Consider the following 13,783-nt stretch of genomic DNA (forward strand, 5'->3'; position numbering starts at 1 on the left):
ACGGTGGCGATGGTCCTCGGGGAGCAGACGCGTTACCCGGTGGCGCAGGAGGCGGACTTCGAGGCCGTCACGGATGCGACGCTGACGTTGTTGCCCATGGCGCTCGCGGAGAAGCACCTCGCCTTCCCGTTGGCGCAGGAAGGGCGCCGGCTGAAGGTGGCGATGGCGAGCCCGTTCGAGATTCAGCACACGGACGCGCTGGGGTTCATCACGGGGCTTCGCATCCTCCCGCACATCACGCCGGAGCTGCGGCTGTTCCATTACCAGGCGGAGCGCTACGGCATTCGTCGTCCGGCGAGGTCCATGCACATGGCGGCGGCGCGGCGCACCGCGAAGCCGGCGACCGCGGTGCCCGTGCGAGGGGGCGTGGTGCCGTTGCCGGAGATGGCTCCGCCGCCCGCGCCCGTGCGCGCGCAGCCCGGGTCGGAGGGCATGTTCGGGGGATTGGCGCCGGGACAGTTCTTGAGTGACGACGCCGAGGACTCCGCGGAGGTCGAGGCCCCGAGGAGTGTTCCTCCGGTGTTGTCCATGCCCGGGGATGGGGGAGTGGGGCGTGGTGAGTCGGGCCCGCCGGTGTTGGCGCCATCGGGTCCGCCGAGGTTGAAGCCGGTGGAGGCGGGGCCGGGAGCCCGGCCTCCGGGGCCGCCTCGGCTGGCGCCTCCGGCGATGCCTCCCGAGCTGGATCTGTCGGAGGAGATCGAGGCGGCGGAAGAGCTGGATGGTGGGGAGGAGATCGAGGCGGCGGAGATCGTCGAGCCCACCGAGGAGCTCGACGTGGTGGACACGGAGGAGGTTCTCGAGGGCGTGATGGAGGAGGTCGAGCCTCCTGCTCCGCGCGCGCTGGTGTCCGTGGTTGTTGGCGGGAGAGGGCCTGGAGAGGGCGCGTCCGCGGCGCAGCCACCTGGGATGGTGTCGCGGCAGGCCGTGGGGCAGGGGGCTCCGCACGTGGCGCCGCAAGGGAGTGGAGCGGGTGCTGGTGGACGTCCGCCGCCGGGACCTGTTCCTCCGGGGATGGGCGGCGTTGGAGCGAGGCCCGCGCCTGGTGTGGAGGGGAGTGTTCCGCCTGGGATGACGGGGGCTCGGCCGGTGGTCTCAGGGGAAGAGGTGTCTGTGCCTCCTGGGATGGTTGGGGCGCGGCCTCCGCAGCCGGGTGCGGGAGTGCCGGTTCGGGGAGCTGTGCCTCCGGGGATGCGGCCTCCCTCGAGTACGGGGATTCCGACGGTGCTGGGGCCGGCGGGGGCGCTGGAAGTGGGTGCTGGGGGGCCAGGCGCGGTGCCGCCGGGGATGCAGGGCGCACGGCCTCAGGTGGGCGGTGGTTCTCCGCCCGTGCTTGGGCCGCAGGGTGCACGACCACAGTCGAGCGAGGGCATGGGAGCGCCGAGCGGCGCGGTGCCGCCGGGTGCACGACCACAGTTGAGCGAGGGCATGGGAGTGCCGAGCGGCGCGGTGCCGCCGGGGGTACGACCACAGTCGAGCGAGGGAATGGGAGCGCCGAGCGGCGCGGTGCCGCCAGGGATGATGGGGGCGCGACCTCCGTCGAGTGCGGGAATGCCGACGGTACCGGGAGCGCCGAGCGGTGCGGTGCCGCCAGGGATGATGGGGGCACGACCGCCGTCGAGTGCGGGAATGCCGACGGTGCCTGGAGCGCAGAGCGGTGCGGTGCCGCCGGGGATGATGGGGGCACGACCGCCGTCGAGTGCGGGAATGCCGACGGTGCCTGGAGCGCAGAGCGGTGCGGTGCCGCCGGGGATGATGGGGGCACGACCGCCGTCGAGCGCGGGAATGCCAACGGTGCCGGGAGCGCAGAGCGGTGCGGTGCCACCAGGGATGATGGGTGCGCGACCGTCTTCGAGCACAGGTGTGCCGACGGTACAGGGCGCGCAGGGAGGCGCAGTACCGCCTGGCGCACGACCGCCGGTGAGTGCTCCGCCACTGCCGGGCGCGGTTCCTCCAAGTGCACGCCCTCCGTCGAGCGTGGGTGTGCCGACGGTGCAGGGGCCGCAGGGGATGGTGCCGCAGGGCACACGCCCTCCGTCGAGCGCGGGTGTTCCGCCGATGCAGGGGGCACAGGGCGCGGTGCCACCAGGTGCACGTGCTCCATCGAGTGCAGGTGTGGCGACATTGCAGGGGCCTCAGGAGGCAGTGTCACCAGGCGCACGTCCTCCATCCAGCGCGGGGATGGCGACGACGGTGCAGGGGCCGCAGGGAGCAGCGTCACCAGGCGCACGTCCTCCATCCAGCGCGGGGATGGCGACGCTGCAAGGGCCTCCGGGAGCAGTCCCAACGAGTGGGCGTCCGCCCTTGAACGCGGCTGGGCCGGTGATGCAGGGGCCACAGGGCGCAGTGCCACCAGGCGCACGTCCTCCATCCAGCGCAGGTCTGGCGACGGGGCAGGGGCTGCAGGGAGCGGTGCCACCAGGGGCGCAGCCGCCCTCGAGCGTGGCTGGGCCGGCGATGCAGGGGCCGCAGGGAGCGGTGCCACCAGGGGCACGTCCATCATCAGGTACAGGTGTGTCTGCGGTGCAAGGGTCACAGGGTGGCGTTGTCTCTCCAGGGATGGTGGGTATTCGGCCTCCGCCGAGCACGAATGTGCCGACGAGTCAGGGCTCACAAAGCGCCCCGATGCCACCAGGAATTCAGGGCGCCCGACCACCGCCGAGCGCAAGTGGGCCGACGGAGCCAGGAGCTCAGATTGGCACCGTCCCGCCAGGGATGGTGGGTGCACGACCGCCGTCGAGCGCGAGTGGGCCGACGGAGCCAGGAGCTCAGATTGGCACCGTCCCGCCAGGGATGGTGGGTGCACGACCGCCGTCGAGCGCGAGTGGGCCGACGGAGCCAGGAGCTCAGATTGGCACCGTCCCGCCAGGGATGGTGGGTGCACGACCGCCGTCGAGCGCGAGTGGGCTGCCGGGACTGGGAAGTGGCACGGAGACACCTGCGACGCCGTCGGGGATGGCGGGCGCACGCTTGTCGTCGGACCCGGATGTTTCATCGGCGGTGCCATCAGGGACGGTGGGTGCCCGCCTGTCGTCAAGCGTGGGTGGGCCGACGGAAGCCGGTTCACAGGGCGATCCGCCGTCCGAGATGGTGCTGTCGCTGGGCGCGGGTGGTGCCCCGGTGGGTGTTCTTCCGGGGGCTGTTGCGTCTGGGATAGTGCTTTCGCCGATTGCCGGTATGCCTCTCTCCGGGCTGACTGGTGGAACTCCGTCCGGAGCGTCGCCGATGTCGGGGGTGGAGCTGTCTTCGGTGCCGGATCCGAAGGACACCCTGTCGGCACGAGAGTCGTCGACGACCATGGGAGTGGCTTCGGTGCTGGATCCGAAGGAAACCCTGTCAGCACGAGAGTCGCTGTCGACCATGGGAGCGGCTTTGGTGCTGGAGCCGAAGGACACTCTGTCAGCACGAGAGTCGCTGTCGACCATGGGAGCGGCTTTGGTGCTGGAGCCGCAGGACACTCTGTCGGCACGAGAGCCGTCGTCGACCACGGGAGTGGCTTCGGTGTTGGAGCCGAAGGACACCCTTGCGGCCAGCGAGTCGCCGACGTCGGGCGCGGAGCCGTCTTCGGTGCCGGAGTCGCAGGGCACCTTGTCCTCCAGCGAATCGCTGGTGTCTGACGTGGAGCTGTCTTCGGCAGTGGGCCCGCTGGAGACCCTGTCGCCAGCGGCACTCCCTTCGTCGAGCACGGAGATGTCCTCGACGGTGGGGTTGCCGGGGAACACCCTGCTGCCCGGCGCTCACTCGCCATCGGCATGGGATCTGCTGGCCGAAGCCGAGGTGCAGGAGGCCGTGCCGGCCCGAAGCCCATCCTCTTCGACCGAAGGCGACCCGTCTGAGCTGGGAGCTCACGTCGCAGGGCGCTCTGGGGAATGGCTGCCATTGAACGCGAGTGGATCGGCGCCCGAAGGGCAGGGCATTGGACTGGAAGGTCAATCGCTCAGGACTCAGCCTCCGTCGAGCATGTCGGCGACACCGAATCAGCCGTTCGTCGATCCAGTTGTGACCGAAGCCCGACCACCATCGAGCGTCGATTCGTTGGCCGCACAGGGGCCGCAGGTCCTGGTGGCACTGCCTTCAACCGAGCCTCGAGTGTCGGCCGAACAGGGTGATACGGCTGCGCTGAACGACTTCGCGGAAAGCGTCGCAACCGAGCTCGCGATGGACGCGGGCGACTCGTCAATCCAACTGGGCGAAGACTTCTTCGCGGACGTCGCGCCAGATGGCGATGGCCTCAAGGTTGATCTACCCCAGGAGGATTCTCGCACGGAGTCTCTCGACTCGCTGGAGCTTGCAGACCCAGCCGCGGATGACGCGGCCGCAATCGATGCGAGTCTGTCACCGGCCACCGACGACGAAGCTCAGACAGACATTGGCGCCGAGGGACAGCACAATCCCTCATCCGAGAGCGCCAGCTCCACACTGGTCTCTGGCTCGTCTGTGTTTGCCCCGTTCAAGGATGAGCTGGTCGGTGCGAGCGCGGCGTCAGCCGTAGAGACCGACCTCGGTGACAAGTCCACGGATGCTTCGTCCGTGTCGACGAACCCCGCCATGTCTGGGACAACGGTCGACGTGGCTGCCAAGGACTCGGTCAGCGCACTGTTCGCACCTCATGGGACGGAGGCTTCCGCGGCTGTCGCAATCGCGCTGCCTCCTGCTCCAAGCGAAGTAGCGCAGTCTCGTTCCGAGTCGGATGCCGCTGTCAGCCTGTCCTCAGGTCCGCTGAGTTCGCTCGACCTCTCGGTGTCCGAGCCAGGGTCCCCTCCAGCCAAGGACACAGCGTCTCCGTCCACGATCCCCGAGAGCCTCACCCCGAACGAGACACCGGACCTCTCCAGCGTCCGTCCATCGCAAACACAGACCGCGGACGGCTCGAAGGACGGCCTCCTCGCGCCCGAGCCGTCTGCCAACGAGCAGACCTCACCCGCGGAAGCCTCGCCCTCCGTCGCGTACTTGGATGCGACCGAGTCCGCTCCGGGAACCACGGAGTCGCCGACGCCCGCGGCCGAGTCCTGGACGCTCGGAAGCACGGCGCAGCCCTCGACTCGCAGCACCGTCAGCACGGGGGAAGGGGACTCCGGTGATTCACTGATGCTGGAGGCCGCGGGCTCCATGCTCGCGTCCCACGGCGACCCGTCGTCGCGCGACACGACGAAGACTCGGGACGGCTCGGCCACGGAGTCACTCGAGTCCGAGAGCGTGCTCCCACTGGGCGACGTCCTCCCAGGCCGAACAGGCCCGAAGTCAGAAGCCGCGCGAGAAGAGGCGAGCGCCTCGCCCTCCGAATCCACAGGGTCCACCCTGGCTCCCAAGCCACCAGCGGCACGGCGAGCCCCCATCGAGCTCGACGAACTGCCAGCGGCGGACGACGCCCCGATGCAGCTCGCCTCGACCTGGGAGTTCGTCGGGTGGCAGGGCTCCGAGGGCAACGGCACCATCGGCCACGTCGCCGAGAGCACTTGGGATGACCGTGCCGTGGACCTCGAGGGTGCCATGCCTCGCGCCGAGCCCCCCGCCCGAGCCTCCGCGAACGAGTTCCCCCTTGCGTCCGCCTGGGACTTCATCCAGCAGCCCTGGCAGCCTCATGCGCGAGAGCACTCCGAAGTCCTGACGGCGTTGTTGGCCGCGGCGGGAGCCTCGACGGCCTCGGGCAGCGAAGGCCCCGCGGTGTCCGCGGACCAGGTCCTCACGGCGCTGGACGAGGTGAACACGCAAGGCGTGCTCGGCAAGGTGCTGATCGCGTACTGCGCCGGACGCTTCCAGCGGGCCTTCCTGCTGGGTGAGAGCTTCGGCCTCGTGCGAGTCGGCCATGCATGGGGCCCCGGAAGCGATGGCCCCCAGGTCTCCGCGCTCAAGGTGGACCTGGATGCGCCCTCGCTCCTCGTGTCCGCATTGGGGCAGTTCGGGCCCAGCAGCTTCGACGCACCTGTCTCCGCTCAGGATGAAGCCATCTTCTCCGCGCTCGGAGGCCCCGCGTCACACCTGCTCGTCGTCCCCATCCGCGCGCGTGGGCGTCCCGTGGCCTTCATCGTCGCGGACTCGGGCAACGCACCGGTCCCCAGCACGACGCTCGATGAGCTCACCCGCGTCTCCGCCAAGGCCTCGGAGGTCTACGACCGCCTGCCCGCCTCGGGAACCGAGTGAAGTCCACGGACGCGCTGGGGGAGACCCTGGCGCCGTCCCACGCGTCTCCAGCCCGGTAGAAACGAGAAGGGCTCCGGAACCCTGGGTCCCGGAGCCCTTGCTACTGCAGTGTCGACTGCAACTCAGCTACAGCCGCTGGTCGCGCCGCAATTGCCGCACTTATAGCAAGCGCCGCTGCGCACCATGATGGCGCCACATGTGTGGCAGGGCGGGGCGTCCGCCTGGTTCAACCAGGTGGCGCGGGCACTGCTCGTGGAGCGAGAGAACGAGGCTGACTGAGCGGGCAGCGCGGGCTGGGCCGTGGGGGCCGCCGGCTCGGGGGAGAGGATGGCATCCTCCTCGGTCTCCTCGCTGGGCATGAACTTCAGCTCCAGCCACCGGAAGATGTAGTCGGTGATGGACTTGGCGATGGGGATGGCGGGGTTGCCGGTGAAGCCACTCGGCTCGAAGCGGGTGTGGCTCAGCTTGTCGACCATCACCTTCAGCGGCACGCCGTACTGGAGCGCCAGGGAGATGCTGGTCGCGAAGCTGTCCATCAGCCCGCTCACCACCGAGCCTTCCTTCGCCATGACGATGAACAGCTCGCCCGGCGTGCCGTCCTCGTACATGCCCACCGTGAGGTAGCCCTCATGGCCGCCGATGGAGAACTTGTGCGTGATGGACCGCCGCTCGTCCGGCAGGCGCCGCCGCACCGCACGAGGCTCCGGCTTCACCAGCGGCTCGACGACGGCCGCCGCCTCCACCTTCCGCGTGTCCTTCACCGCCTCCTTCGACGTGTTCAGCGGCTGCGTCCGCTTGCAGCCATCGCGATACACGGCGACCGCCTTGAGGCCGCGCTTCCAGGACTCGAGATACGCCTTCTCGATGTCCTCCACCGTCGAGTCCGACGGCATGTTCACCGTCTTCGAGATGGCACCAGACAGGAACGGCTGGCACGCCTCCATCATCTGGATGTGCCCCATCCAGTGGATGCTCCGAGAGCCCTTCGCCGGCTTGAAGGCACAGTCGAACACCGCGAGGTGCTCGGGCCGCAGGTGAGGGGCGCCTTCAATCGTGTCCGCCTTGTCCAGCGCGCTCACGATGTCCTGCGCCTGCGTCTGCGGATAGCCCAGCTTCTCCAACGCCTGCGGCACCGTCTGGTTGACGAGCTTCAGCATGCCGCCGCCCACCAGCTTCTTGTACTTGATGAGCGCGATGTCCGGCTCGATGCCCGTGGTGTCGCAGTCCATCATGAAGCCGATGGTCCCCGTGGGCGCGAGCACCGTCACCTGGCTGTTGCGATAGCCATGGGCCTCGCCCAGGGCCAGCGCGTCATCCCACGCCGCCTTCTGTTCCGCGTGCAGCTCCGCCATCACTCCGGCCTGGGGCACGGCATATGCCGCCTTGCGGTGCTTCCGGATGACCCCCAGCATGGGCTCCGCGTTCTTCGCGTACCCATTGAACGGGCCCTGCTTCTCCGCCATGCGAGCGCTCATCGCGTACGCCTCGCCGCACATCAACGAGGTGATGGCGGACGCGTAGTTGCGGCCCGCGTCCGAGTCATAGGGCAGACCCGACGCCATCAGCAGCGCGCCCAGGTTCGCGAACCCCAGCCCCAGCGGACGGTAGTCGTGGCTGTTCTTCCCGATGCGCTCGGTGGGGTAGCGCGAGAAGCCGACGATGATCTCCTGCGCCAGCAGCACCACGTCCACCGCGTGCTTGAAGGCCGCCACGTCGAAGTCACCGGCGATGTCCCGGAAGTGCATCAGGTTCAGCGACGCCAGGTTGCACGCCGAATCATCCAGGAACATGTACTCCGAGCACGGATTGGACGCGTTGATGCGCGCCGTGCCCGAGCACGTGTGCCAGCTGTTCACCGTGGTGTCGAACTGCATCCCCGGGTCGCCGCACAGGTGCGCGGCCTCGGCGATCTCGCGGAACAGGTCCCGCGCCCGGTACGTGTCCAGCGGCTGGCCCTCTCGCACCGTGCGCGTCTGCCACGCGCCATCCGCCACGACGGCCTTCATGAACTCGTCGGTGACCCGCACCGAGTTGTTCGAGTTCTGGAAGTACACCGACGCGTACGCCTCGCCGTTGAACGACGGGTCATAGCCGGCCTCGATGAGCGCCCAGGCCTTCTTCTCCTCGCTCGCCTTGCACCGGATGAAGTCGAGGACGTCCGGATGGTCCGCGTTGAGGATGACCATCTTCGCCGCGCGGCGCGTCTTGCCTCCGCTCTTGATGACCCCCGCGAAGGCGTCGAAGCCACGCATGAACGACACGGGCCCGGACGCGGTGCCGCCACCGGCGAGGAGCTCCTTGCTGCCGCGGATGGTGGACAGGTTGCTGCCCGTGCCGCTGCCGTACTTGAAGAGCATGCCCTCCGTGCGCGCCAGCGTGAGGATGGACTCCATGGAGTCATCCACGCTGTTGATGAAGCACGCCGAGCACTGCGGCTGCGCCTCCACGCCCACGTTGAACCAGACGGGCGAGTTGAACGAGGCCTTCTGGCGCAACAGCAGGTGCGTCAGCTCCGCGTGGAAGGCGTCGCGGTCCAGCTCGGTGGCGAAGTAGCCGCCGTCCGAGCCCCAGCGGGTGAGGGTGTCCACCACGCGCGCCACCAGCTTGCGAACGCTCGTCTCCCGCTCGGGCGTCCCCGGCGTGCCGCGGAAGTACTTGGACGCCACCACGTTCGTCGCCAGCATCGACCACGAGCGCGGCACCTCGATGTTCTTCTGCTCGAAGACGGCCTTGCCGTCCTCGCCCGTGATGCTCGCGCTCCGGTACTCCCACGCCAGCTCGTCCGCGGGGTCCACCCCCAGCGTCGTGAAGAAGCGCTCCACGCTCAGCCCCGTCGCCGCCGCCTTCCCCTTGCTTCGCCCCGCCCGGCGCTCCTTCCCGTTCACCATGGGCTTCGCACTCAGCTCCTTCTCCATGTCGCCACCCTCCGGGGGTTCACTCTGAGTTGGGATGCAAAATTTTGCGAAACGCTAAGGGCGCGAGATTGCGATGGTTCCTTTGGCGTCACACGGACAAGCGTGGACGACTCCGGAGCAGGCTCGCGAAGCGTGTCGTAGGGAGCTTGAAGCCCCGGACTTCGTTTGTGGAGTTTGCTCGGTTGAGGGCCGAGCGGGCGGATCAATACGCGCTTCGCGGCAGCTGATCAAGAACGGCACTGACCCAATTAGTAGTGCCGGGAAGAATCACACACACTACGAAATGGGGCTCGGACGCCGAGCGTGGGTGCGGGCGGAAGCTGTAGCCGCCTGTAGCAGCGCGGGCACGCAAGCGCTGATCTAGAGCCTGGCGGAGCGGGTGTAAAGGGAGGCGCTACTTGGGCTGATAACAGCTTGCGAGGCATGTATCGTCACTCCGCCGCAAACGAGCGTGATCACTGGGGGACGTTTGCTGGGAGTCTGTGCATGCCGGTGGGACTCCGCCAGTGCCCTCCCGTGGATCCGCTCGCCGGGCCCGTCTCCGGGTGAACAGGTGGGGGTCGATTTATGGAATCCGGCGCGCTAGGAGGCAGGCATGCCACCTCCTTTCCAGCGCCATGTCTTCGTGTGCACCAATCGACGCCCTGACGGGCACCCCAAGGGGTGCTGTGCCACGAAGGGGGCGGACGAGGTTCGCGCCGCCTTCAAGGAAGAGCTCGACAAGCGCGGCGTGAAGGGGCGGATGCGGGCGAATGCGGCCGGGTGTCTCGACACCTGCTCGTTCGGCGTCTCCGTGGTCGTCTATCCGGAGGGCACCTGGTACGGCGGCGTGAAGGTGGAGGACGTTCCCGAAATCGTCGAGCAGCACCTGATGCAGGGCCGCCCCGTGGAGCGGCTCCTGATGCCGTTCTCCCGCAAGGAGAAGGCAGAGGGCTGATGCGCTCGAGCAGAAGCCCCCGGCGGGGACGGGGGCTCCTGCCCAAGCCGCGCGCGCACGACCCGGGCTCACCGGTGTGCGCGCGCCGCGAGCAGGCTCAGGGCGTGCTCGCGGGCTTCTCGATGTCCAGTTGGTACGAGTCGCTCGACTCGCGCGAGTAGATGCGCAGCGTGGAGGCGCTCGGGGCCGGGCGGATGTTGCCGTCTGTCTGGAGCTCACCCACCTGGACGCGGCGGGACGCGGCGTTCACCCGCTGCGCCAGCTGCTGCATCCACTGGGACGCCTTCGCGGCGTTGTCGATGAGGAGGGGGTGGGTCTCCGCGTCGCGTCCCGCGCTGTCGAACACGCGCAGCGTCACCTTGCTGCGCGCCGGAAGGTCCTCACGCGCCTGCATGGAGCCCAGCTCCACCCACGACGTGGGCGCCACCGCGCCGCCGATGCGCACGTCCGAGCACGAGTAGAAGGCCTCGGGGCTGTCGGAGCGCTGCCAGATGGCATAGACGACGTGGTTGCCGGTGCGGCCCGCGGGGAACGGGCAGGACAGCCGGTAGCGGAAGTTCTGCGCGACGATGCCATTCACCGTGCAGAAGGGCGTGGCCTCCAGGTCCGACCACTTCAGCGGGGTGGCCGGGTTGTAGCCGGGCCTGGTGACGTAGAGCTGGAAGTAGGCCGTCGCGTGGGCGGCCGTCGCGTGGAAGACGAAGTCGTAGCGATTGCTCGCGTTCGGTGAAATGGGCGTGGAGACCCAGTCCGTGCGGGCCAGGTCCATGCCCTTGAAGTAGCTGCTGCCGCCGGAGCAGAGCATGCCGTCCGCGATGAGCTCGCGGTGCCGGCCGTTGGCGTTGCCCTGCCGCACGCCGTTCCAGTCGTACAACTGCTGGGTGCCGTTGTTCTGGATGGCGGCCGTACACGCGGCGGACTTGGGTCTCTCCGGTCCTTCCTTGAAGCAGCTGTAGATGCGGCTGATGGGAATCTCCATCGAGCCATGTGCCGAGGCGACGCCTCCGGACAACAGCGACAACACGACCAGGGATGCTGCGAGCGGCCTGCGCATTGGGGGTTTCCTCCTGTAGCCGCGCAATGGAGGCCGGCGGACCTCGAATCGGGTCAACGCCCCAAAACAAAAGCGGCGACGCGGCCCCGAGGGAACGCGCCGCCGCTGGGATTCAGCGGAGGACTGTCGACTGGCCAACTACCGACGGCGGCCGAGCAGCCGGAGGATGGCGAGGAACAGGTTGATGAAGTCCAGGTACAGCGTCAGCGCGCCGACGATGCTCACCGTCGCGGCGTTGCTGTAGCCCGTCTCCGCGTGCATCTCGCGGAGCTTCTGCGTGTCGTACGCCGTCAGGCCGGCGAAGACGAGCACGGACGCGCAGGCGATGACGAACGACATCATGTCGCTGCGCATGAAGAGGTTCACCACCCCGGCGAGCAACACGCCGATGAGGCCCATGAACAAGAAGGTGCCCCACGAGCTCAGGTCCTTCTTCGTGACGGTGCCGTAGATGGCCATCGCGCCGTACACACCCGACGTCAGGAAGAACGCCTGCGCGATGCTGCCCGCCGTGTAGATGAGGAAGAGGACGGAGAACGTCATCCCCGTCAGCGCGGAGTAGCCCAGGAACAGCGCCGCGGCCACCGGCCCCGACAGCCGCGAGGCCAGGAACGACAGCGCGAACACCGCGCCCAGCTGCGCGGCGAAGAAGCCCAGCCGCCACTCGATGACGGTCCGCAGCAGGGCCTCGTTGTTCAGCGTGAACATCGCCATCACGCCGGTGACGAGCAGCCCCGCGAACATCCATCCATGCACGCGCGACATGAACGCGCGCTTCGACTCCTGCACCAGGACGGAGTTGACCGAGGCGCTCTCGGCCGTCTGCCATCCGGAAGTTTCCCAGGCCATGTACCGTGTCCTTTCACGCCAGGAAGAGCCCGGCGGCGCCACTGCTTATAGCTGCTCGGCCCCGCGCGTGCGCGAACGCGGGGCCGAAAACGACCCTTAAAGCGCCTTCCATGCGAGCAAAAGCTTCGAGGCGACTTCCGTCGTGATGAGCGGCAGCACGCCGCCGCCGCCCACGATATTCACGATTTCCGCCATGGAGCCCCGGCACACGCCTCCCCAAGCAGGCTGCTTCGCCAGCCCCACGGATGCATACGCCGAGTAGTCCACGAAGAATGACGTCGGGAGCACCGTGCCGGTGGGCTCGCAGAGCAGGTGGTCCTCGGGCGGCGAGTCGACAATCTCCTGCACCACGAAGCCGCCGCCCGTCGTGTCCGCCGCGGCGCGCGCGCACAGCTCCGGCCAGCCCAGCGGCTCGCCGTACGCGGCCTTCACGCGCTCCGTGTAGGGCACCGTCCCCGTGGAGCGGCCCAGGAAGACGGCCTTGCCGCCGTAGTCCCATGCTCGCTTGAGGACGAAGCGCGCGGGCGTGCGGGCCACCTCCGCCACCAGGTCGTCCACCCGCCCTCCATCCGGGCCCGAGGTGGGGCCTGGGCGGAAGACGCGAGTCCAGGGGACGGAGGCTCGCACGGCCTCCAGCTCCTCGGGCGTGAGGCCCGCGGCCTCGGCGAGCGCGGGCTCGGCGAGCGCCTGGGAGAGCCGCGCGAAGGTGGACTTCACCTCCACCTGCGAGGCCGGAGGGTTGAGGAACACAGCCTTCTTGCCGGGGACGACGGAGAGGAAGTCCTCCACCCACGGCGAGGGATTCTCTTCCAGCCGCCGCACGAAGAGGTGCCGGTAGACCAGGTCGTACTTCTTGCCGCGCACCTCGAAGGTGTCGTCGCCGGAGACCTCGTCCGGGTGCACGATGTCCGCGTCCGCGCCGAGCTCCCGGAAGCGCTCGCACAGCCACCGCAGCTCGGAGATCTGTGCGTCGTTGCGGCGGCACAGCAGCGCCACCGTGTCGGGGAACTTGCCGGGGCGCTCCGCGGCGTAGCCGTCCAGGAGCGAGCGGTAGAGCGCCAGGGCGTTGCTGCCATTGAGGGCCAGCAGCGACGGCAGCGCCTTCTCCGGGTAGCGGAGGTGACGCGCCACCACTTCGATGAAGGTGCGCGCCGCGATGTCTGAATAGCCCTGCATGGCGGGGATGGTCGCGTTGACCTCCAGCGCCCACGGCTTGCCGCCCGACACGAAGTAGTCCACGCGCGTGGTGGCCAGGCGCGAGGCGCTGCGCCAGGTGTGCTCGGCGAGCGTGCGCTCCAGCGGGGACAGCGCGCCCAGCAGGCTCTCGGCATCGGGGCCGGCGAGGATGGCCTGGGCCATCTTCACCGTGGCGGACGACAGGCGCGCGGAGAGCTCCGCGCGGCGGCGAATCTCGGCGGCATCGAGGATGACGGGCGTCGCGGTGATGGGAATGGGGCGCGTGGTGCCGTCCAACTGGGTGACCGCCAACCCTCGCTTGTACGCGAGCTGCGCCAGTTCGGGCGCGAAGTGGCGCGCCTGGTGCCGCAGCACGTCGATGAGCTCTTGCACGAGTACCTTTGTCCTTCTCAATGACCGGGCCTGGCCCGGGGTCGGCGAACCTATGCTCGGAGAGGCCCGCCGGTCCATGGGCGACAGCCCCTGTCCGCGCCCTCCGTCGCGCCGACATGCCTGTATCGAACCGGCGCGGAGTTCGCCCCGCCCGGCGCCGAGTGGATGCCAATGCGGCGTCGACGTTTCGCGCGCCATTCGCAATCGGGGCGCTGCCTCGGCTTGCTGTCGGGGTGCTGGTTCGCCGAAGGCTTCGCGAGCGAGCGTGGCGCGCGCGGACCCGAGGCCCACGGCACCTGGATGTGATGTGTGTGATTCCGT

General features: G+C 68.9%; 8 protein-coding genes and 1 pseudogene. 3 read left to right on the forward strand and 6 right to left on the reverse strand.

What is annotated here, in order from left to right; all coding sequences use genetic code 11:
• Positions 1-9: 9 nt before the first annotated feature.
• Positions 10-231: pseudogene (locus tag MYSTI_RS45680) on the forward strand (GspE/PulE/PilB domain-containing protein); the annotation flags it as partial.
• 44 nt (positions 232-275) lie between these two features.
• Here the strand turns inward: MYSTI_RS45680 and MYSTI_RS44640 are convergent.
• Positions 276-530: a hypothetical protein gene (locus MYSTI_RS44640; RefSeq protein ID WP_233278422.1), complete on the reverse strand. Its 255-nt coding sequence runs from the start codon at positions 528-530 to the stop codon at positions 276-278.
• A gap of 2,313 nt (positions 531-2,843) precedes the next feature.
• On the reverse strand, positions 2,844-3,719 hold the full coding sequence (locus MYSTI_RS44650; protein WP_233278423.1) for a hypothetical protein: 876 nt from the start codon (positions 3,717-3,719) through the stop codon (positions 2,844-2,846).
• Positions 3,720-4,947: 1,228 nt separating this feature from the next.
• Here MYSTI_RS44650 and MYSTI_RS44655 point away from each other — a divergent pair.
• Entirely contained in the window at positions 4,948-6,138 is a 1,191-nt protein-coding gene (locus tag MYSTI_RS44655; RefSeq protein ID WP_044283737.1) for a hypothetical protein, read from the forward strand.
• Positions 6,139-6,260: 122 nt separating this feature from the next.
• On the opposite strand, the gene MYSTI_RS16800 is transcribed toward MYSTI_RS44655, so the two are convergent.
• Positions 6,261-9,053 (reverse strand): vitamin B12-dependent ribonucleotide reductase, encoded by a 2,793-nt coding sequence (locus MYSTI_RS16800; protein ID WP_015348970.1) that lies wholly within the window; start codon positions 9,051-9,053, stop codon positions 6,261-6,263.
• Between the two features lie 595 nt (positions 9,054-9,648).
• Here MYSTI_RS16800 and MYSTI_RS16805 point away from each other — a divergent pair.
• Entirely contained in the window at positions 9,649-9,990 is a 342-nt protein-coding gene (locus tag MYSTI_RS16805) for a (2Fe-2S) ferredoxin domain-containing protein (protein WP_015348971.1), read from the forward strand.
• Between the two features lie 97 nt (positions 9,991-10,087).
• On the opposite strand, the gene MYSTI_RS16810 is transcribed toward MYSTI_RS16805, so the two are convergent.
• The 3 genes from MYSTI_RS16810 to MYSTI_RS16820 form a co-directional block, all read right to left on the reverse strand.
• Positions 10,088-11,044: a lytic polysaccharide monooxygenase gene (locus tag MYSTI_RS16810; RefSeq protein ID WP_015348972.1), complete on the reverse strand. Its 957-nt coding sequence runs from the start codon at positions 11,042-11,044 to the stop codon at positions 10,088-10,090.
• Between the two features lie 138 nt (positions 11,045-11,182).
• The gene (locus MYSTI_RS16815) at positions 11,183-11,893 is read right to left on the reverse strand and encodes a Bax inhibitor-1/YccA family protein (protein ID WP_015348973.1); all 711 of its coding nucleotides are present in this window, start codon (positions 11,891-11,893) and stop codon (positions 11,183-11,185) included.
• 96 nt (positions 11,894-11,989) lie between these two features.
• On the reverse strand, positions 11,990-13,462 hold the full coding sequence (locus MYSTI_RS16820; protein ID WP_015348974.1) for a hypothetical protein: 1,473 nt from the start codon (positions 13,460-13,462) through the stop codon (positions 11,990-11,992).
• Positions 13,463-13,783 lie beyond the last annotated feature (321 nt).

This window comes from Myxococcus stipitatus DSM 14675 (assembly GCF_000331735.1).
GTDB classification, from domain to species: domain Bacteria; phylum Myxococcota; class Myxococcia; order Myxococcales; family Myxococcaceae; genus Myxococcus; species Myxococcus stipitatus.